The organism is Nostoc sp. NMS4, assembly GCF_017115095.1.
Classification (GTDB): Bacteria; Cyanobacteriota; Cyanobacteriia; order Cyanobacteriales; family Nostocaceae; genus Nostoc.
In genome coordinates this window covers 1-19,828 of record NZ_JABXKI010000064.1, presented here as the reverse complement: position 1 = coordinate 19,828, position 19,828 = coordinate 1, and the positions used below count along the sequence as shown (strand labels likewise).

Annotated in this window: 13 protein-coding genes; 4 read left to right on the top strand and 9 right to left on the bottom strand. The window is 42.2% G+C overall.

From position 1 onward, the window contains the following. Positions 1 to 60: 60 nt before the first annotated feature. Positions 61 to 1,221 carry a pre-peptidase C-terminal domain-containing protein gene (locus HWQ37_RS03225; protein ID WP_292743670.1) on the bottom strand — a complete coding sequence of 387 codons (1,161 nt, stop codon included), beginning with the start codon at positions 1,219 to 1,221 and terminating at the stop codon, positions 61 to 63. Positions 1,222 to 1,883: 662 nt separating this feature from the next. Here HWQ37_RS03225 and HWQ37_RS03220 point away from each other — a divergent pair. From HWQ37_RS03220 to HWQ37_RS03205, 4 genes are all read left to right on the top strand, one after another. After that, the gene (locus HWQ37_RS03220) at positions 1,884 to 3,944 is read left to right on the top strand and encodes a serine/threonine-protein kinase (protein WP_292743667.1); all 2,061 of its coding nucleotides are present in this window, start codon (positions 1,884 to 1,886) and stop codon (positions 3,942 to 3,944) included. 250 nt (positions 3,945 to 4,194) lie between these two features. Continuing rightward, complete coding sequence (locus tag HWQ37_RS03215) at positions 4,195 to 5,439, top strand: O-antigen ligase family protein (RefSeq protein ID WP_292743664.1); 1,245 nt, start codon at positions 4,195 to 4,197, stop codon at positions 5,437 to 5,439. Positions 5,440 to 5,454: 15 nt separating this feature from the next. After that, complete coding sequence (locus HWQ37_RS03210; RefSeq protein WP_292743661.1) at positions 5,455 to 6,600, top strand: glycosyltransferase family 4 protein; 1,146 nt, start codon at positions 5,455 to 5,457, stop codon at positions 6,598 to 6,600. Positions 6,601 to 6,626: 26 nt separating this feature from the next. Beyond that, positions 6,627 to 6,818: a hypothetical protein gene (locus tag HWQ37_RS03205; protein WP_292743658.1), complete on the top strand. Its 192-nt coding sequence runs from the start codon at positions 6,627 to 6,629 to the stop codon at positions 6,816 to 6,818. A gap of 24 nt (positions 6,819 to 6,842) precedes the next feature. Here HWQ37_RS03205 and HWQ37_RS03200 read toward each other — a convergent pair whose 3' ends face one another. From HWQ37_RS03200 to HWQ37_RS03165, 8 genes are all read right to left on the bottom strand, one after another. Then, positions 6,843 to 9,476 (bottom strand): chloride channel protein, encoded by a 2,634-nt coding sequence (locus HWQ37_RS03200; protein ID WP_292743655.1) that lies wholly within the window; start codon positions 9,474 to 9,476, stop codon positions 6,843 to 6,845. An 18-nt stretch (positions 9,477 to 9,494) separates the two neighbouring features. Further along, positions 9,495 to 10,808, bottom strand: a complete 1,314-nt coding sequence (locus tag HWQ37_RS03195) for a TldD/PmbA family protein (RefSeq protein ID WP_292743652.1) — start codon at positions 10,806 to 10,808, stop codon at positions 9,495 to 9,497. A gap of 332 nt (positions 10,809 to 11,140) precedes the next feature. Next, positions 11,141 to 12,001 (bottom strand): Tab2/Atab2 family RNA-binding protein, encoded by an 861-nt coding sequence (locus tag HWQ37_RS03190; protein WP_292743650.1) that lies wholly within the window; start codon positions 11,999 to 12,001, stop codon positions 11,141 to 11,143. 179 nt (positions 12,002 to 12,180) lie between these two features. Next, positions 12,181 to 13,566, bottom strand: a complete 1,386-nt coding sequence (locus HWQ37_RS03185; RefSeq protein WP_292743648.1) for an ABC transporter ATP-binding protein — start codon at positions 13,564 to 13,566, stop codon at positions 12,181 to 12,183. A gap of 25 nt (positions 13,567 to 13,591) precedes the next feature. Then, complete coding sequence (locus tag HWQ37_RS03180) at positions 13,592 to 15,325, bottom strand: ABC transporter permease (RefSeq protein WP_292743645.1); 1,734 nt, start codon at positions 15,323 to 15,325, stop codon at positions 13,592 to 13,594. 428 nt (positions 15,326 to 15,753) lie between these two features. Beyond that, positions 15,754 to 16,737 carry an RNA polymerase sigma factor, RpoD/SigA family gene (locus tag HWQ37_RS03175; RefSeq protein ID WP_292743642.1) on the bottom strand — a complete coding sequence of 328 codons (984 nt, stop codon included), beginning with the start codon at positions 16,735 to 16,737 and terminating at the stop codon, positions 15,754 to 15,756. A 616-nt stretch (positions 16,738 to 17,353) separates the two neighbouring features. Beyond that, complete coding sequence (locus HWQ37_RS03170; RefSeq protein WP_292743673.1) at positions 17,354 to 19,084, bottom strand: helicase HerA domain-containing protein; 1,731 nt, start codon at positions 19,082 to 19,084, stop codon at positions 17,354 to 17,356. Positions 19,085 to 19,274: 190 nt separating this feature from the next. Next, positions 19,275 to 19,828, bottom strand: a 554-nt coding sequence (locus tag HWQ37_RS03165; RefSeq protein ID WP_292743640.1) for a glutathione S-transferase family protein, incomplete at its 5' end; no start/stop codon positions are given.

Below are 19,828 nucleotides of genomic sequence, written 5' to 3'. Positions count from 1 at the left end.
TGACAAATGACAAATGACAAATGACAAATGACAAATGACAAATGACAAATGACAATTAGCTCAGAAGATAGTCAATCTGTATTTACCGTGTTCCTGTGGATTTTTGGAAGTAACAACTATATAGTATGTATCATCTTCAGGCAACCTAGCTCGGTCAATTAAACTACTGTAGACACCAGCTTTGTCTTTGTCTTTATCGATAGCGATCGTCTGCCCTTTAGAATTTAGCAACGCTACATAAGGAGAAAACTCTTCATCAACACTATCTACACGAACACTTATAAGCTGATTTTTCTTACCTTGGAAATTAGAAACATTGTAAGCGCCTCCATCTCGTTTCAAGGTTGAGCTTTTGGCAGTTAGTTGGTCTGATTCATCTAAAGTATAGCTAGCTCTATCATTCCTCAGAGCCAAGCTATAGCGACCTGTATCCCCAGGATTTTGACTAGTAACTGAAATCTTGTAAGTGCCATTCTTAGGCAGTCGCGCAAAAATGAATGCATCATCACCACTACTGCTTTTATCGAAAGCGCCTTTCTTGACGATGATATTATCATCAGGATCTTGCAGCAACAATACGGGTTTTAAACTCAAGTTATTGGATCTGCGTGTATCATTACTGCCAATCAGTCTAATTTGAACTAATTGATTTTCGCTACCTTCAAACTTGTAGAAATGAAAATATCTACCTTCAGATTGAAAGTCCTTTTTACTGAGAATACCTAATTCAACATCTGCAAAGTTAATCTCTTTGTAAGTTGGTGCTGGATTATCGAGATTTTGGTTCCCACTTGTAGCTACATTAGAACTTGGCTTGCGAACTCTCCCGGAACCAGCATTGGAACGATTGGCTCTTGAGCTATAAGTTCCACGTCTAGACGATCTAGGAGTAGAGCTATCATTTGAAACGTCAGAAGAACGCTGAGAATTTTCTCTATTAGACGATACACGAGGAGTATGCTGTATTGGTGACTCAATAGATGATATCTTCCGCCTTGGAGATACTGGTGCTTGAGAAGCAGGAATTTGCTCAATTGCTTTTTTTACTGCTTCTGGTTGTCTCTCATCTGGTGATTTAGCAATTATGAAGTCTTGATAACTTTGAGGTTTTCCCAAAGCATTTATAGGCAGCACATTACTTGTGATTAACAAACTACTACTCACGCAACCAATTAGAACGTGACTCAATTTGCGGCGATAGTTTTTGTTTTCTAATAGCATATTACGCTCCTAATTTTGCTGATAATTTTGTCTTTTATGGATAGACAAAATTAATACTAATTGCTGTTTGAACCGTAGCATTTATGTAAACTGAAACGGCAATTTAGCATATATACCTTAGCGGTTTCCTAAAGGCATTGCCTGTAATCAAGTAAATTCGTGTATACTACATATCTAAGTCTTGCCACAATCAAATTGGAAAAATTATATTTTCAATTTAGACTACTAGTACAATGTCTAAGTTAGTTTTGAGGGTTTGTAGTAAGGACTTTAGCGCTTAGAACATCAGGACTAAAACCCTTACTACGAACTTGCTTATCCTCAATTTAAACTTGACGTACTACTAGAGTAAATCTCAAAATTGTAGGTATATACTGAGCTACAAACCTAAATTGCTGCTTTTCGGATTATTACCCAGATATTTTTGTAAATCTGACTAAATGGCTAACACAGATGTAATACACAAGCAGAGTTTACACCTATCAATTCGTCAAAAGGCATAGCTCAAGCACAATTTTTTGCAAGTTATCTAAATTGTTCAATACCTGATGAGGTAAGGGAATTGGGGATTTGGATGGTGTCTCAGTGATATTTACTAACAAGAGAGATTATACTGCATGACTTAAGATGAATATATACTCCAATTGAAATGGATTCCCAGTATGCTCTGTTGTGTGAATCCCGATTGCCAAAAACCCGTAAATCCTGATAAAAACAACTATTGCCATAGTTGTAGAGCGGAATTGATACCCCTGCTAGGAGGTCGCTATCGTCCCACTCAGGTTTTGTCAGACGAAGGGGGATTTGGTAGAACCTATCTGGCGAAAGATGTACACAAACTGAATGAATGCTGTGTTATTAAGCAATTTGCACCAAAACTTCAAGGAACTGGGCCACTAACAAAGGCTGTTGAACTATTTAAACAAGAAGCGAGCCGACTGCAAGAACTGGCAGAACATCCGCAAATTCCAACTTTATTGGCTTATTTTGAACAAAATAGCTATCTATTTCTGGTGCAGCAGTTTATCGATGGGCAAAACTTGCTCAAAGAATTGGAAACGCGGGGAAACTATAACGAAACAGAGATTCGCCAACTTTTGTTAGATTTACTGCCGGTACTGAAGTTTATCCATATCCGGGGAGTGATTCACCGAGATATCAAGCCACAGAATATTATTCGCCGTCAAAGTGACGGGCGATTCATCCTAATTGATTTTGGAGCTTCCAAGGTGCTGACAGCAACAGTGCAGACTACAATGGGTACTGTTATTGGCTCGCACGGTTACACTGCACTTGAACAAATGCAAGATGGAAAAGCTTACCCAGGCAGCGATTTATTCAGTTTGGGGGCTACTTGTTTTCATCTCCTGACTGGGATTCGCCCATCAATTCTGTGGATACAGCAGGGTTATGGCTGGGTTGCATCTTGGCGGCAACATTTGACCAATCCAGATGGAGAAGGGATTTCTATATCTGTAGAGTTGGGTGAAGTTTTGGATAAGCTGTTGCAACTAGACATCCAAAAGCGTTATCAATCGGCTGATGAAGTCATCACTGACTTGACATCTCAACTATCAACATTGCCATCACTTGCTCCAACTATACTTACACCAACATTTGCAACTACCCAATCAAAAAAGGGGCCAGTTTTACCAAAATTAAATAACAATCTGAAAAGTCAACTGTTGTTAGGTTCTAGCATTTTGGTGTTGGGATTAGGGGGAATTTGGTATTTTCAGCCTCGTCCTCATCTAGTTAGCGAGGTTCCTAAGCCTGTTTCTCAGCCGATTCAGCCCCCAAAAAACGTTTCGGAAAATTCTTATCTACCCAAACCTTTCAAGGGGCATTCTAGTGATGTGAATTCCGTAGCTTTTAGCCCTGATGGTACAACCCTTGCCAGTGCCAGTGATGATAAGACAATCAAGCTATGGAATCCAGTCAGTGGACAGGTAATCCGCACTTTAGAAGGACATTTCAATTGGATTTGGACTATAGCTTTTAGTCCTGATAGCAAAATCCTCGCTAGTGGCAGTGCGGACAAGACAATCAAACTATGGAATGTGGAGACAGGAAAATTAATCCGCACCTTAGACGGAAATAGCGACGGAGTTACTTCTGTAGCTTTTAGTCCTGATGGCAAAACCCTCGCTAGTGGAACTGCTAGTAAGGATATGAAAATCAAATTGTGGAATGTGGAGACAGGAAAGTTAATCCGCACTTTAGAGGGACATACCAGTGGTGTTGCATCTGTCGTTTTCAGTCCTGATGGTAAAACTCTGGCTAGCGGTAGCTGGGATAAAACAATTAAATTGTGGAATCTGGAGACTGGAAAGTTAATCCGCACTTTGGAGGGAAATACAGATTCAATTCTTTCAGTTGCTTTTGCTCCCGATGGTATTACCCTTGCCAGTGGCAGTAAGGACAAGACAATTAAATTGTGGAATTTGAAAACAGGAAAGTTAATCTACACCTTGAAGGGACATAATGATAAGGTTAATTCTGTCGTCTTTTTGCCAAGCGTAGGTTCAAATGGCATCACCCTTGTCAGTGGCAGTAGTGACAATACAATTAAACTTTGGAACCCGGTAACAGGAAAGTTAATTCGCACTTTAGAGACGGGTTCTGGGTATATTTATACTGTTGCCATTAGCCCAGATGGACAAACCATTGCCGGTGGTGGGAGTGGTGAGAACATTCTCAAAATTTGGCAGATGATTAATTAAAAATGTCTGATAGTACAGATTCGGGATAGGTTACGATTTTTCTGGTTTTATCCAGAATATTTACCTTTCCTAAAAGCTCAAATTAATCCTAGCTTCAAAAGATGATATTGTCGAAGACTGTATTATGGTAATATTCTTTACAGGCTGAGGATTATAGCTTAAAAAAAATATTAAAATCTATTCCTAAACCTGCGAAAGTGGGTTTAGTATAGATTTTTTGCTGTCAAAAAATATCCATAAATAAAAGGTTATGATTAATATATTTTTCCTGCTCATACTATTTTCTTCGCTTTTAGGGCGAGTTAAATTTCCAGGAATAAATATTGGTATTCAATATTTATTACTTCCTGCATTTAGCTTGGGAATAATTAGTTTATCTTTAAAATCTATACCAGAAGTTGTTAAGAAGCATAAAATCATTTTGATATCTATAAGTCTAATGTATTTGTGGATGTGGGTGTCTTCATTAAGGAGCGAATTTCCAACTATTGCTATAACTTATAGTTTAAAATACTCAACTTACTTTATATTATTTTTTGCTTTTTTATTATTAACTTTTAAGAATATAAAGTCACCATCTTTAACATTTTATTATCGTTGCATATTGTACTTACTACAGATAATTGCCCTTTTGGGTTTTGTAGAGGTTCTACTTCCTAAAAGCTGGATTTTTAAATTATTAAAGTTTCCCAGCTTTTATCCTGAGATTGGTTCAATTATGCAAAACCCTAATCAGTTTGGGGTCATAGTTGCCATTGGATTATGTTTAAGCCTGATTTTAGAAAAACAGAATAAGATTTCTAAAATTGAATTACATATAAGCGAATTAATTTTTACAATTTCCTTAGCTTTGTCTGCCAGTGGAAATGGTTGGGTAATTTTCATAATTGGTATGTTTCTTTTATTGATATATAAAACTATTAGTTTTATAAAAATGATTTATCTAGTTAGCTTATTGTTTATATGCATTATAAATGTACCAGTTTCTCTACGGAGAGTTGGTTTGGGAGATAGTCAAATATTTCCATTAATTAATGTATTTGGAGAGAATTCAAATTTAGTACATCCAACTGGAAAAAAAATTCCTAGTCTTGTAGGAGCAGGTTTTGGAAGGTTTAAAATGTGGCATGCAGCTATTAATGAAACTATTAAAAGACCACTTACTGGTATAGGCATAGGAGTTTTTCCAGACCAGATAGGAGTGAAAGTTTGGGGAAAGAAAGGTTTTCACGCACATAATATATTTTTAAATGTATCAGCAGAACAAGGAATTCCTGGGTTATTACTATTTACTAATTTTTTAGTGCAAGTAGCATTTAAACTTAAATATGCTAACCCTCTAATTACTGTTCCGATTATTATGTTTTTAGCGTCTCAAATTCCAGATTATTTTGCTGAAGACTATACTGTTACAACTATTGAGTTTTATTTTATAGCAGCAGCGATAAATTCTCGAAAAGATTTTGTCATGCAATTAGAATCTGAAATTATTTAAAATTTCACGAAAGCTATGATTGGTAAACCTTATATTTACTTGATATTTCCGAATATATTTGATTTCAAGGGAGGTATTCAAGTTTACTCAAAATTTTTGCTGAAGGCTTTACAAGATATATATCCTGAAGCTGATTATGATGTATTTCTCAAGTATGATAAATATAATTTAAAACAGTCCGAAAAATTGCAGTTTTTAAGTTCAACGAGATTTCATTATTTTGGAGATTTACCAAAGCTATTGCAGCCAATTTTATTTGCCACAAAAATAATTATTTTAGCTATTCTTCAACATCCAACTATAGTCATATCCACTCATGTTAATTATGCTATTGTTTGTTATATTCTAAAATTTTTTACTGGAACTCCTTACTGGGTAGTTGCTCATGGTTTAGAAGTTTGGGATATGGAAAATAAGGCAACAAAATTAGCTTTAGAAAAAGCAGATAAAATAATTAGTGTTAGTAATTATACTCGCCAGCGCTTGCTTGAGAATACAAATATTGATTCCGAAAAAGTAGTTATTTTACCTAATACATTTGATGCTAGTCAGTTTCAAATAAATGCTAAACCTACCTACTTACTAAAGCGATATAATTTAACAGACCAGCAGCCTGTAATTTTAACAGTAACGCGGATGGGAAGCATGGCAAAATACAAGGGTTATGACCAAATCCTTCATGCTTTAGTTAAAGTGCGATCGCATATCCCTAATGTTCACTTCATTCTTGCAGGTAAAGGAGACGATATACCTCGAATTAAAGCTTTAGTTACCAACTTAAATCTACAAGATTGTGTGACAATTGCAGGATTTGTGCCAGATAGAGAATTATGCGATTATTACAATCTCTGCGATGTTTTTGCTTTGCCTAGTAAAGGGGAAGGATTTGGGATTGTTTTTCTAGAAGCTTTAGCTTGTGGTAAACCTGTATTGGCGGGTAATCAAGATGGTTCTATAGATCCCTTAGCTGGCGGTAAGTTGGGATGTTTGGTAGATCCTGATAATGTTGAAGAAATTGCCGATAATCTAATTCAAATCCTGCAAGGTGATTGCTGTAATCGTGTAATTTATCAACCAGAATATTTACAACAAAAAACTATTGAAGCTTTTGATTTTAGCCAGTTTCGTGCAAGTTTGGCAAGGTTATTTAGTGGTAATTAGTTACAATTTAAGAAAATTGGTAAAAAATGGAAGATTCAGTATTTGTTATATTTCTTGGCTTTGGGTTTATTTGGATTTTGATGGGAGTTGTAGGTTGGATTGCGTTTCTCAAATCTGAGGGTGAGGAAATTAAGTTTGGTAAGTGGGGACTTATAGTTGCTATTCCAATCTTAATACCAATAATTTTTACTCTGATTATTGGTGTATTTTATCATTAAAAAAATCACTAAAATCGATGTTTTTTATTTTTGAATCGCACCTCTAACCAGAATAACTGTACTTTCTACACCAGAGGCGATCGCTTCTGGAATATTACCTTGAATCGCTTGCTGTAACAATCCTTCGCGGGATGCTCCCAAAACTACAACATCGTAACCTTCGGTTTTCACTAGGTTAATTACACCTTCCGCGACTGAATTAGCTTGCACTGGGAGAGCAATTATAGTACTGGACAATTTGCAGCGACGCATCAAATAGCGGATGGCTTGTTCTGAAACTGACATATCTGGCTTGAGTTCAGATGGCTTAAACACCTGTGTGAGGCGAATTTTGGGATCGTTTCCTAATGTAATTAAAGCTGGTAGCAATTTAATCGCTAATGGGGAATTGGGGCCACCAGCCATTGGGACTAGCCAACGGTTGAATTGGGGACTGGGGATTGGGGACTGAGTTTCGCCTAATTTTACTAACACGACTTCGCAGGTGGCTTGGCGAATTATGGTATCCACAACGTTGCCAAAAATCCGACCTGGGGTAGATGTGTTACCTTTCCATCCCATCAGAATTAGGTCGATGTGTTGTTCGTTGATTGTCTCCAAAATTGCCTGGGCGACATCGTGGGTAACTCGAATCTGCGTGTGTAGGGGGAGTTTCCACTTTTTTGCTAAGACTTCTGCTTGTCGTAGTAAGCGGCGACTTTTTGCCGTTCTTACCTGTGTTTCTGATGGGGAATTGTGGCGGGGTATCAGCATTACTTGCACGCAATCTATTTCATAATGGCGATCGCGGGCAATAGCTGCTGCCATTTGTAATAAAATACCTGCTGTTTCGGGATTAGCTACGGGTACTAATAATCTACCTCTGCCAGTGCTGGGCGATCGCGTTTGGTAAACTATGTATGAAGGATCTGGCCGCATTCTTGGGGTCGAATTTTCACCATTAAGATGATCTGCTTCCGCCCGAATAATATCGCCACGGGTAATAATTCCAATCAGTTTTCGTCCATCTACAACCGGTAAGCGACTGATTTGATAGCGATCGAGTAAATACAATACATTACTTAGGGTGTGAATCGGTGTGACTGTTACCGGAGTGGTAGTCATAATTTCCCCTAAAGGAGTATCATTTGCTAAATTGCGATCGCGAAGATTGAGTAAATCTGATTGCGTCACAATCCCTACAAGCTTACTTTTCTCTACCACCGGAAAACCACGATGATGGGAACGGGCGAATGCTTGGATGACTTCATCTAAAGGCATCTCTGTATCGAGAGTTTCTACCTGTTGTTGCATGACATCTTTGGCTGTCAAATTTGTCATTATCCCTCCCGCCGGCGCTGTTTTTTCGATAGTTATGCCATTCCACGCTAAAAGTTTGTCGTATAGCGATCCTGGCGCTAACTTTTCGGCGACTAGATAGGATGTTACCGAGCCAATCATTAAGGGCAACACTAAGTTAAAATCTGTAGTCATTTCAAATACAATTACTATCCCCGTCATGGGTACTCTGGCCACCGCAGTAAAAAATGCGCCCATTCCAGCCAAGGCAAAAGTAATTGGTAATCCACTCGTTATCCCGAAAGGAAGAAGTAGACTGTGTTCTCCCATTCCCACCAAGTAGCCAAGGGCAGCCCCAAGGGTTAAAGCGGGAGCAAATAAGCCTCCTGGTACACCAGAGCCATAAGCGACGAGAGTTAGAATAAACTGGGAGACAAAGGCGATCGCGGCCATTGACCAGCTAGCCTCACCTGTAATTAAAATTTCCCGCAGTCCTGTGTTATCTCGAAACGCTAGCGGTAGTAATGCCACAATCATCCCAGACACTACCCCAGCGAGGGCTACACGAGCAGGTAAGCCAAAACGGAAAGAGCGGCGGTAAACAGTTAAGCTGGCAATAATCCCGCGATTGAATAACGCCCCCATCAACCCAGCCACAACCCCCAACACCAAATAAAAGGGAATATCTTGAACAAAAAAATCTGTCTTGGAAGCAGTTAATGCTAGATTGAGATCCAGGCTGCGACCACCCAATACGCGCGAGACGACAGCACCGATAAACGAAGCCAGAATCGCGGTGCCCAAGGTAAACTCAGAAAAATCCTGTAACAATTCTTCAACTACAAATAATACACCTGCGATCGGCGTATTGAAGGCAGCCGCTAACCCTGCACCAGCACCAGCAGCAATCAACTGGCGACGGTGATCTGGCGAAGTCGGAAACCACCGACTGAGTTGAGCTGCTAAAGCTGCGCTCAATTGAACTGTTGGCCCTTCCCGTCCTAAAGCTAGCCCAGAACCTAGTGCTAGAATACCACCCACTAGCTTGACCACGGCAACCCGCAAATCTAGAGCAATTGGGATGCGGGCTAACACTGCTTTCACTTGAGGAATGCCACTCCCAGAAGTTTCTGGTGCTACCCGCTCAACCAGCCATCCGGCGAGAAATCCAAAGGCGAGTCCGATACCTGGTAGCACCAACCAAGCTGGTAGCAGTAGCGATGTCTGCACTCGCCAAGCACCTAGCAATCCTACCCCCGATTTAAGTAAAACTGCTCCCAGAGCAGAAACCAAACCAATCAGACAAGCTTCAAAAATTGCTAAACGACGGCGTGGCTGTAGCAGTTGCCGCAAGCGTTGGAAGATGGGAGCGTACCACATAATGTTAAATTTATCAATTCAATTACTTCTCCCTGTCGTGGATAGCCCTTCTACGATCAGAGACGGAGTATAACAAGAACCATTCCAATCAACATCGTTGCCTAGTGCAACCAACTGCTTGAGGGCTGTATAAACATTACCTGCAACCATCGTATCCTTAACGCGCCCAATTACTTGACCATTTTGGACGCGGTAGCCTAAATCAACGTTGATCGAAAAATCTCCAGAAATACTGCCGCCACCACCCAACATTTGATCGACAATCAAGCCATTATCTAGTTGTTGAATCAAATCTGGTAGCGATGCCGAACCTGGCTGGATGAGAAAATTAAATAAACCAGGGGTGGGATAGCTACCTAAACCAGGGCGAAAACCATTGCCAGTGGTGTTAGTACCTAGTTGGCGACCGGTGGTGCGATCGCCATAGAAATGCTGTAAAGTACCGTTTTGGATAAATACTAAAGATTGCGTCGGAGTGCCTTCATCATCAAAAGGGCAACTGTAAGGGCCAGCTTCTGGATCTTGGTAGATGGTAAGGCTGGGTGCAACTACTTGACTCTCCAAACGTTCTGCCCAAGGTGAAGCGGCTTCTAAAACTCGCTTGCCATTCAAAGCCGCTTGTACAGTACCCCAAAGCATATCGGCGGCTTTAGAAGTGAACAAAATCGGCACACGACCAGTAGGAGGTGAGATATTTTCTCTAGACCAAATTAACCGTTGTAAAATTTGGTTAGCTAATCTCTGAGGGTGGAGTTCTCCCCGTTGGGTTTGACCATCAGAAACACTTAAAAAATCATCACCACGTACCCATTCTGCTGATACATAGCAGCTAAGGGTAGTATCAGTGTAGTGACAATCTAAACCCTTGGTATTAACTAGTCTAGTGGTTTCAATATCACATTCCCAGTCACCATTGCATACAACATCGGGATAGGCATCACGGATGAGTGCGATCGCTTCTTTGCCCCAATCTACTAAAACCTCGATCGGTAAACTTTCCCCCAAATCTGGGTAGGAGGGCTGAAAGTTAGAGCCTAATTCTATAGTTTCCGGTTGATTTAGTTGACTCAGAGCCAGAGCTTTTTCCACCATTATTTCAGCTAAGACAGAACCATAGGCCACCATCAGTCCCGGACGACCGTTTCGCCAAAGCCGTAGTGCTGTACCTTCAGATTGGTTGGTTTCTAGCTGTTTGAGTCGGTTTGCCTCAAAAAACACTGGACGAGAAAGCGATCGCGACTGATACACCTCAGCAACTTCGGCCCCAGATTTTAGAGCAAGTTCCAGCAACTGTTCGGCTAGTGTATCTTGTGACAAATTTTCAGAACCCATGACCCTTAGTGAATTGTGGATTTTGAACCGCATATCAACGCTTGTCTCTGGAAAATGCGATGTCTACGACGGGCTACGCCTACGCACTTTCCAGTAATGAACGCAGATAACTATCCAAAAATCATCAGCCTTTCTTTACAGTTACGATTTGAAACCGCAGATCAACACTGATGGACGCAGTTAATTATCCCAAATCATTGTCATGTCTCAACGGATCTGGTCATTTGTCATTTGTCATTGGTCATTGGTCATTTGTCATTTGTCATTTGTCATTGGATATGGTTATTCTCCCTTGTCTCCCTTGTCTCCCTTGTCTCCCCAATGCCCAATTTTCAAAGATTAACCTCTTGCAACAGCCAAAAACCAGCAAAAGATTGTGCTTTGGGATCGGACTGTACACCGATAAAATGCACTCCGTTAGCTTTTTGCTTGGCTTCTTCAAAAGCTTTAGCTTCTGCTAGAATTTGAGGTTTTTTGATATTTGCCACAATCCAACTTTCAGTTACACCAGTTTCTAAAACCAATCTCGCCTCTTCGCTGGTGTCAAATCTTAAGAAAGCCAACTCCAAACCAGACATCCAGCCAGCCAAAGGCAACGCTCTCGATGAGAAAATCAAAATACCAGGAATACGGGCTTCGGGTGAAAGTTTCGCCAACTCTAAAGGGAAAGCTTCACCAAAGTCAATTTCCCACTCTGGCATCTCTGCCAAATCCGCAGCATCTAAGGTAACAAATACCCACTGTTGTCCTTCCAAAGCATCTGGTAAAGGTTGCGGCAAAGGTTTCTCCAAGCGGACTGAGGGATTAGTCCCGCCTTGATACCCTGGTTCTTGAGGATACACTTCCGCCATCCGTTGTTCTAACCATTGGTTGAGAACCAAAGTCCGGCGGCTAGGTTGGGCGGGAATGCCCAAATCTTGACAGGCTTTAGTAATCATATTGTTCATTTGGCGGCGAAAAAAGCGGATTTTAATTGGTGCTTTTCCCGCTTGGTTAATAGCCTCTTGCAACGCTGTCCGCAACGAACCCGAATTTACCTGGGTACTGGGACAATATTGAGCATAGCGAAACAAAGAATCTGCTTTTGTGCCGACATCCAAAGGGCTTTCGCAGACTAAAACTTCCCAAATTTTTTTCTGATTAGCGTCCAAAATTGGACGGGAGTAAAAATCGATTTCCCAAATACTGCCCATGTTTTGCGGTAAAAATCTGGCTGTTATGTTTTCTTGATATGTTGATCATACGAGTGTTGGGGCAGGATTTGGAATTGGGAATTGGGAATTGGGCATGGGGCATTGGGAAGGCAGGAGGCAGGAGTTCTTGAATTTTGAATTTTGAATTTTGAATTTTGAATTTTGAATTGATTCCTCCCTCATTCCACCAAATCAGATTGACTACTCTGCATTACTGCTGGCTCTGGCAGGTAGAGTCTATCTTCACTAGCGTCATATTCAAATAGTTCGGCATAACGCCCCCAATCTACGGCTGTGGCAAATTGCCGCTCGGCTTCTTCCTGGAAATAGTGTTCATTAAGTAAATCGATAAAGAAATCGGCTCGCATTGACCGATTCCGTTTTTCTCGCAATGTCTGCACCATGCTGACTACGACTGGGACATTTGACAACACTTGCTGCCGGAACAGGTCTTTACTGCGGAGAATGGTTGTGGTTGCGAAATCTTGCCCAATCTCGGTGAGAAAGACATCCCCTTGTGCAACCTCGGCAAAGCCCAGCATCACGGTTGCATCAAGCATCGGTAGCAGATCGTCAACGGTTAGTCTGATTCGTTCTGCTAAACGGGGAATATCATCTTTACCCTCTGGTTGATCTACAATTAACTCCAGCAAACCGCTTATACCACCAACTCTGACATGGGGTAGGGGTTTTGCATAAGGTGATTCTTGGATTGCACCAGGCGATCGCAATACTTGTAAAGGTGATGTGGATGCTGCAACTGCCCCAGTCACTTCCACTTCTGGGTTAGTCATCACTGTATATATATAGTCTATCAGTGATTTGAAGCGGATACTGGTGCGATCGTGAGGTCGTGGCAAATCAATCACCACCTCACCGCGAATATGCCCCGGATTTGATCCCAAGATAATTACCCGATCTGCTAGAAACAGCGCTTCTTCGATGTTGTGAGTGACAATCAAAATACTTTTGGACGGAAATGTGCCGGCATTCCATAAATCATCAATTTCCCCCCGCAGGTTTTCTGCCGTCAACACATCTAGGGCGCTGAATGGCTCATCCATAAATAGTACTTGCGGCTCCAGCACAAATGCCCTGGCAAAGCCAACCCTCTGCCTCATTCCCCCAGACAACTCTTTGGGATAGGCACTCTCAAAACCATCCAAACCTACTAAGTCAATGGCTTTCAGCGCTCGCTGTCGTCGCTCATCCCGCCCAACACCCTGAGCATCTAGCCCTAACTCGACGTTTTCCTGTACTGTCAGCCAAGGCAGGAGTGCAAAGCTTTGAAATACCATTGCGACCCCAGGATTTGCACCTTGCAGACGTTTACCATTGCTGATTACCCTGCCTTCGCTTGGTGGAATCAAACCTGCCATAATCCGCAGTAAGGTACTTTTGCCACTGCCACTGCGTCCCAGCAACGCTAATACTTCACCAGCACCTACCGTCAGATTAATGTTGCTGAGAACTTTAAACTCCCCTTTGCTTTCTGGCAGAGGAAAACTCTTATTGACCTGTTCGACAGCGATTAGTACATTATTAGTAACTTGCGAAGATGTCATGCTTGCCCCTCTAGCGAGCGATGGTTTAGAGATGGTATTTGGTTTCTGCTAGCTCATACAGTCGTCGCCAAAAAACTCTGTTCAGCCCAACAACAAATAGGCTCATCATTCCAATCCCCAGGGTAATCCGAGGCCAATCACCTGCTGTGGTTGCCTGAGCAATATATGCTCCCAATCCACTGGCAGTTAGGGTGGTTTGCCCCCAAGCGACAACCTCGGAGACAATGCTGGCGTTCCATGCGCCACCTGTGGCAGTGACACCACCTGTTACCCAGGCGGAGAAAATACCGGGAATGATTAACTTGCGCCATAGCCGCCAACCACGCAAACCGAGGCTGGTTGCCATTTCGCGCAAATCCGTGGGGATGCTCATGGCTCCAGCAATGGAGTTGAAGAGGATGTACCACTGTGCGCCCAGGGACATCAACAAAATACTACCCCAATCAATGCTGATATGGGAACGGATAAAAAAGAGTGTAGCGAAGGGAAAGATAAAGTTTGCTGGAAAGGAAGCCAGGAATTGCACCACAGGTTGCAATAAAGTTGCTAGTCGGGGGTTAAACCCAATGGCCACTCCAACGGGTGTCCAAATTAGAGTTGAAAATACTAATAATACCAGCACACGTAACAGCGTCAGTAATCCCAGCCCAAAGGTTTTGACAACTTCAGCCAGTCCCACTGTTGTGAAAATGAAGTGTAACCCGATAACCAATAGCCCACCAATTACAACCAGTAGGATCGTGTTGTAGAGGCGATCGCCCTTTTCTTGCCCACCAGTCTCTATAATCCGAGGAGTTCGCGGTGGTGTGAGCAATGAGAGAATCCGATTGATCGCTTCACCCAAAGGAGCTAAAGCCCGCCCCAGTAGACGGGGAATTCGGGCTGCTTTTAGTAGATCGTAAACCCAGGATTCGGGCGCTTGGGCTGCTGCACTCTGTTCTAGGCGGAACTTATCTGCCCAAGCGACTAACGGTCGCCAAAATAGTTGATTTACCAGGATAATTACGATCGCGATCGTTAATAGCGCCCAACCCAAGGCAGGTAAATTCTTCGCTGCAACTGCGGCTGCTACATAAGAGCCAATTCCTGGTAGTGTGTAGTCCTGTTTCAGTACACTGATAGCTTCACTTGCAGCGACAAAAAACCAGCCTCCCCCAAAACTCATCATTGCATTCCACAGCAGCCCAATCATCGCCGTCGGCAATTCCAGCTTGGTGAATCTCTGCCATCCTGACAACCGATAGAGTCTTACTGCCTCATCTAGTTCCGGTGGCAGTGTTCTCAATGAGTGGTAAAATGAAAAGGTCATATTCCAGACCTGGCTGGTGAAAATTGCAAAAATTGATGCTGCTTCCAGTCCTAAGAGGCTTCCGGGAAATAGGGCAATGAAACCTGTAACGGTGATCGATAAAAAGCCTAGCACCGGAACCGACTGCAAAATATCGAGCAGTGGGATCAAAACTCGTTCAGCGCGGCGGCTTTTGGCGGCAGCGTAACCATAAATTAGGGTGAACAGTGTTGAGTAAAATAGGGCAATAAACATTCGCAGTGTTGAACGCCCAGCGTAATACGGTAAATTACGTGGGTCAAGGCTGATACCTGGTACTACATCTGGTGGTACAAAGCTCACCAATGTTCCAGCACCAACACGCGCAATCAACGCCAGCAGCACTAATGTACCAAGAATCACAGCAATATCAGCCAGACCAAAAGGGAACCGTCGAAGTGCTTCGGGGGAAGGAAAAGTTTGCTTCAACATTTAACGATAATTACGGGGCTGGCATACCTTTTTGAGCTAATCATACATTGTTGCCCTCAGTGTTCAACGGCAAATGATGTAGATAGCCTATGGTCAGAATACCATCATCAAATCATTGAAAGTGGTATCCTTCCGTGTTGATAAGCGTGCGAGTAATAATCGGTAGGTTGAAAAGATTCCCAGATGCCTTACCAAGCTTTTTGAGTTACTTTATTGCCAATCAACTCTACTGCGATCGCTTGACAAACTAGTATTCCATCAAGCGAAGTTTGAAGGGTGAGGAACGAAACCCAACCTACAGATATTATAAGTGTTTAACCTAATCACTCTTGGCTTTGCGTCCTTCGCCAGCAAAAAAAATCGCCCCCTGAATTCAGGAGGCGCATCACCAAGGTGGTGTAGAGACGCGGGATTTCGCGTCTCTTGTTTTAGCTAGCAACATATTCTTTGACATTTGCACGACGGCGACGCAGATGAGCCAAAGCTTGATGCTCTAACTGACGGACACGTTCGCGGCTGAGATTTAATCTCTCACCCACTTTCGCCAATGACATTTCATTACCATCTTCTAAACCAAAACGTAAAGCTACAACTTCTCGCTGTTGCGGGGTTAGTTCTGCTAGCAGGTTGTTCAAGTCTTGGCGTAAGAATTCCTGGTTGGTGTAATACTCTGGCGATGGGCCATCATCTTCGAGCATTTCTTGCAACTCAGTATCCTGGTTCTCACCAACTCGCACATCCAAAGACACTGGTTGACGAGCCATATTCAGATACTCGCGGATCTGAGCAGGTTCTAGTTCCAGTGCTTTGGCAATTTCGGCTGGTGTCGGCGATCGCCCCAAGGTTTGAGCTAACTCGCGCTGCACTTTTTTGATTTTGTTCAGTTTCTCGGTAATATGGATCGGTAAGCGAATGGTACGACCTTGTTGAGCGATCGCGCGGGTAATTGCTTGGCGAATCCACCAGTAAGCGTAAGTCGAGAACTTATAACCCCTCATCGGATCAAATTTCTCTACACCCCGCTCTAATCCTAGTGTTCCTTCCTGAATTAAATCCAGAAACTCCATGTTCCGCTTTTGATATTTTTTAGCAATAGCGACAACCAAGCGCAAATTCGCTTCGATCATTTTTTGCTTTGCCCGCTTACCTTGCGCCACTGTTTGTTGCACATCGGTTTCCGATTGCTGAACGTGGTCAGCCCACTCTGTAATATCCGGTTCGCGTTGCAGTTTCTTCGCCAAAGCCTCTTTAGCGTCGATGAGCGTCATCATTTGTTGCACCTGCTTCCCAAAGACAATTTCTTGTTCGCGGGTTAGCAGTGGTACACGACCAATTTCTCGCAGATAGGTTCGCACCATATCAACCGTGAATTTGGTGTTGAGGTTTTCTGTTTGGGTATTGACAGTAGGCATTGGTGCGATGTCCTCTACTTCGTTAAGATAATGTATGTTTTATTACTAAAATGGATGGGAAAAATAGTACATCTATCACGAAATATTGGGAACTACCAAAAACAATTAATTAATTGATTGATTGATACTGCCGTTGTTAAGACGGTAAGCCCCCAATGATAGGTTCCCCTACCTTCCCTAAATTTTCAATCTTTTATAAGCACGCTGTTTGTTTTTCAGAATTATTCTCTTGGACAGTTACTAGTACTAATCGGTAAATCCGAAGTCGGTATGAGTTCTACTTAACTTATGATACGATAAATCAGGCAAATAGTAAACTATCTTAAGATAAAATCTATCATTATAATTCAAAAGCAGCCGTTATAGAAAATTTTTTTTAAAGTTCCTTGAAATTACTGACTATATCTATAGTGACGGCAAAAACCTCTCTTCTGTTGCCAAAAACTAGCCGGATAACCGAACTTAATTTGCTCTGACAATGGAGGGATGTTACGAATTAGTCATTGGTCATTGGTCATTGGTCATTGGTCATTGGTCATTGGTCATTGGTCATTGGTCATTAGTAAATATTGATTGACTCTAGACAAAGGACAAGGGACAACTGACAAATGACAATCTAAAATCCAAGGTCAGCTTTGGCTAGTTCCGCAGCCGCGAATACTTCTGCGTCAGGTTTTTCTTCCCAGGCTGGTTCACCAATTTCTGCGTAAAAAGTTGCGTCGTAAGGTCGGGTACGTACTACTACGGGCATGGGAACGGCATGACCCAATATTAAAGCTTGTTGCTTTGAGTCTAACTTTGCCAACACCGATCGCAGTCCGCTACCACCAGATACACCTGTAAAAATCGCGTCAATGTCTTTTTCATCATTCAGCAAAGCGGTAATGCGAGTCCCAATTTGGGACATAACTTCATTATCTATGCCTGATGGACGTTGATCGACTACCAAAAGTGTGACAAAATACTTTCGCAGCTCACGGGCAATAGTTCCAAAGATAGTACTTTGGACGATCGCTGGGTCAAGGAAACGGTGCGCCTCTTCAATGGTAATCATCAATGGGGTTGGGCGATCGCAAGGATTTTTGCTTTGCAAAAATTTATCTGCTTTTTTGACGTAATGCTCGTGAATACGTCGGGTGATCATATTTGTCACCAACATATAAGAGAGCATATTAGACTGGGAACCAAATTCTATCACAACATTCTTCCCAGATTCCAGACATTGCACAATTTTACTAATATAATTCTGGGGACAAACTGCTCGCATATACTTCAAACTATCCATCCGCAAGAGTTTGCGCTGTAATGCCATAATCGAGCCTTTGTGTCCGCGCTTCTCGTCGCAAAACATCTCGATTTCTTCATTAGTCATATTCAGCAATTGAACAATCCAAGACTTGCCAAATTCGCTATAGAGAATATTGGCGTTATCTAAGGCTGCGTCAGAGAGTCCTAAATCTCGACTACATAATTTAATATCTTCAACTTCTATTTGCTCGTAACTCAAATAAAGTTCTTGAGCATCACGCACACCCCGACGCTTTGTCGATTCCGGGTCGAGGGTGTAAACTTCGACTTTACTAGGAAAAAGTTGCTTTAAGCCCTTAACAGTACTGACGTTTTTACCTTCTGCAACAGCTTCCCAGCCATACTCAGAGTGCATATCAAAAATCAAATTTACTGCCGCATTTTTACGGATAACGCCAGCTAAAAGTAACCTGGTTAGAAAAGATTTACCAGTACCAGATTTTCCGAAAACCCCATTACTTCGTTCTACAAAGCGGTTTAAATCGATGCAAACAGGCACATCCATATCCAAAGGTTTGCCGATGGAAAAGTTGCGCCTTTGAGGGTCATCTTCCCAACCAAATACCCGACGAAAATCGTCAACACTGGCTTCGTAAACTTGGCTAAAGTGGCTAGGAATAGTTTTAACTGGCAACAATTCCATCGTCGTGCTGGTTTGGGGTACAAATGAAGCCAAACCCGTCACCGATGGGAGGAAAGGATTGGCCGATTTGCCATTTGTTGGGGAGAAAGATTCTTCAGTTTCAGGAGTGAACATCAACATCGGCGCGAGGTTGATAGTACCGTAAGTGCCACTTCCGGCTAAAACATCTCGTAAAAAAGTGTCTTCCCAATTGGGGGGATTAGCAATAATTCGGGCATTAGCAGCTCCCAATGCTACATCTGTCAGCATACAAAAAAAACGCGATCGCATCCCTTGCACAACAAGAAACTTACCCACCCGCATATCTTCTACAGAAATGTCAGGATGCAATCGCACTTCTAACCCTTCAGTTAGAGAACCTTGAATGACCGAACCTAATGGCTGTGCCGAATTCATTTGATTAGTCATTTGTCATTTGTCATTGGTCATTGGTCATTGGGCAATTGAATTTTGAATTTTAGATTTTGGATTTTAGATTGAAATTTAATCCAAAATCCTCAATCCAAAATCCAAAATTCTTGCTCCCCCTGCCTCCCCTGCTTCCTCATCTCCCTCATCCCCCTCATCCCCATGCCCAATTCCCTAATTAATCAATCTGAATCGAAGTTGGCGCACTTCCTGTTCCTGGAGTGGTACTAATTAACGGTTTGCGGAATTGGGCGTAAAGGCGATCGCGCCAGGTAAAGAATGGTTCATAATCTATATTCTCGGCAAAGATTGGCAATCCTTTACCTCTGATAGAAGCTGGTAAATCTAGATAGGGGCCAGAGGGGAACTTGAGTAATATCGATAAGCCAGCCACCGCTAAGTCAGCTAAAGTTGGCTCATCTCCAGTTAAATACGGACTATCTGCCAATAATAACGTCAAGGCTTCCAAGTCTTGTTTTAAAGATGCGATCGCTGACTGTATCACATCTGGGCTGTAACCTACGCCAAAACCTAACACTGCCAGTAAGTCACTAGGTACTCCTTGAACCAGACTTTTAAATATATCTGGTGTTGAGGTGGGTAATAAAGACTTACGGAAATTTTGATCTTGACTTACGGCTGCAAATAGTGCTTTGCGACCTTTAATGCCTATGGATTCATCCGCCCATTCTTCTATTAATAAAGTTAAACCCCGTTGTTTAGGATCTTGCG

Excerpts from the sequence above, each read along its gene's own strand:
- HWQ37_RS03225 (WP_292743670.1), bottom strand. The coding sequence starts at position 1,221 with ATGCTATTAGAAAACAAAAACTATCGCCGCAAATTGAGTCACGTTCTA.
- HWQ37_RS03220 (WP_292743667.1), top strand. The coding sequence starts at position 1,884 with ATGCTCTGTTGTGTGAATCCCGATTGCCAAAAACCCGTAAATCCTGAT.
- HWQ37_RS03215 (WP_292743664.1), top strand. The coding sequence starts at position 4,195 with ATGATTAATATATTTTTCCTGCTCATACTATTTTCTTCGCTTTTAGGG.
- HWQ37_RS03210 (WP_292743661.1), top strand. The coding sequence starts at position 5,455 with ATGATTGGTAAACCTTATATTTACTTGATATTTCCGAATATATTTGAT.
- HWQ37_RS03205 (WP_292743658.1), top strand. The coding sequence starts at position 6,627 with ATGGAAGATTCAGTATTTGTTATATTTCTTGGCTTTGGGTTTATTTGG.
- HWQ37_RS03200 (WP_292743655.1), bottom strand. The coding sequence starts at position 9,476 with ATGTGGTACGCTCCCATCTTCCAACGCTTGCGGCAACTGCTACAGCCA.
- HWQ37_RS03195 (WP_292743652.1), bottom strand. The coding sequence starts at position 10,808 with ATGGGTTCTGAAAATTTGTCACAAGATACACTAGCCGAACAGTTGCTG.
- HWQ37_RS03190 (WP_292743650.1), bottom strand. The coding sequence starts at position 12,001 with ATGGGCAGTATTTGGGAAATCGATTTTTACTCCCGTCCAATTTTGGAC.
- HWQ37_RS03185 (WP_292743648.1), bottom strand. The coding sequence starts at position 13,566 with ATGACATCTTCGCAAGTTACTAATAATGTACTAATCGCTGTCGAACAG.
- HWQ37_RS03180 (WP_292743645.1), bottom strand. The coding sequence starts at position 15,325 with ATGTTGAAGCAAACTTTTCCTTCCCCCGAAGCACTTCGACGGTTCCCT.
- HWQ37_RS03175 (WP_292743642.1), bottom strand. The coding sequence starts at position 16,737 with ATGCCTACTGTCAATACCCAAACAGAAAACCTCAACACCAAATTCACG.
- HWQ37_RS03170 (WP_292743673.1), bottom strand. The coding sequence starts at position 19,084 with ATGAATTCGGCACAGCCATTAGGTTCGGTCATTCAAGGTTCTCTAACT.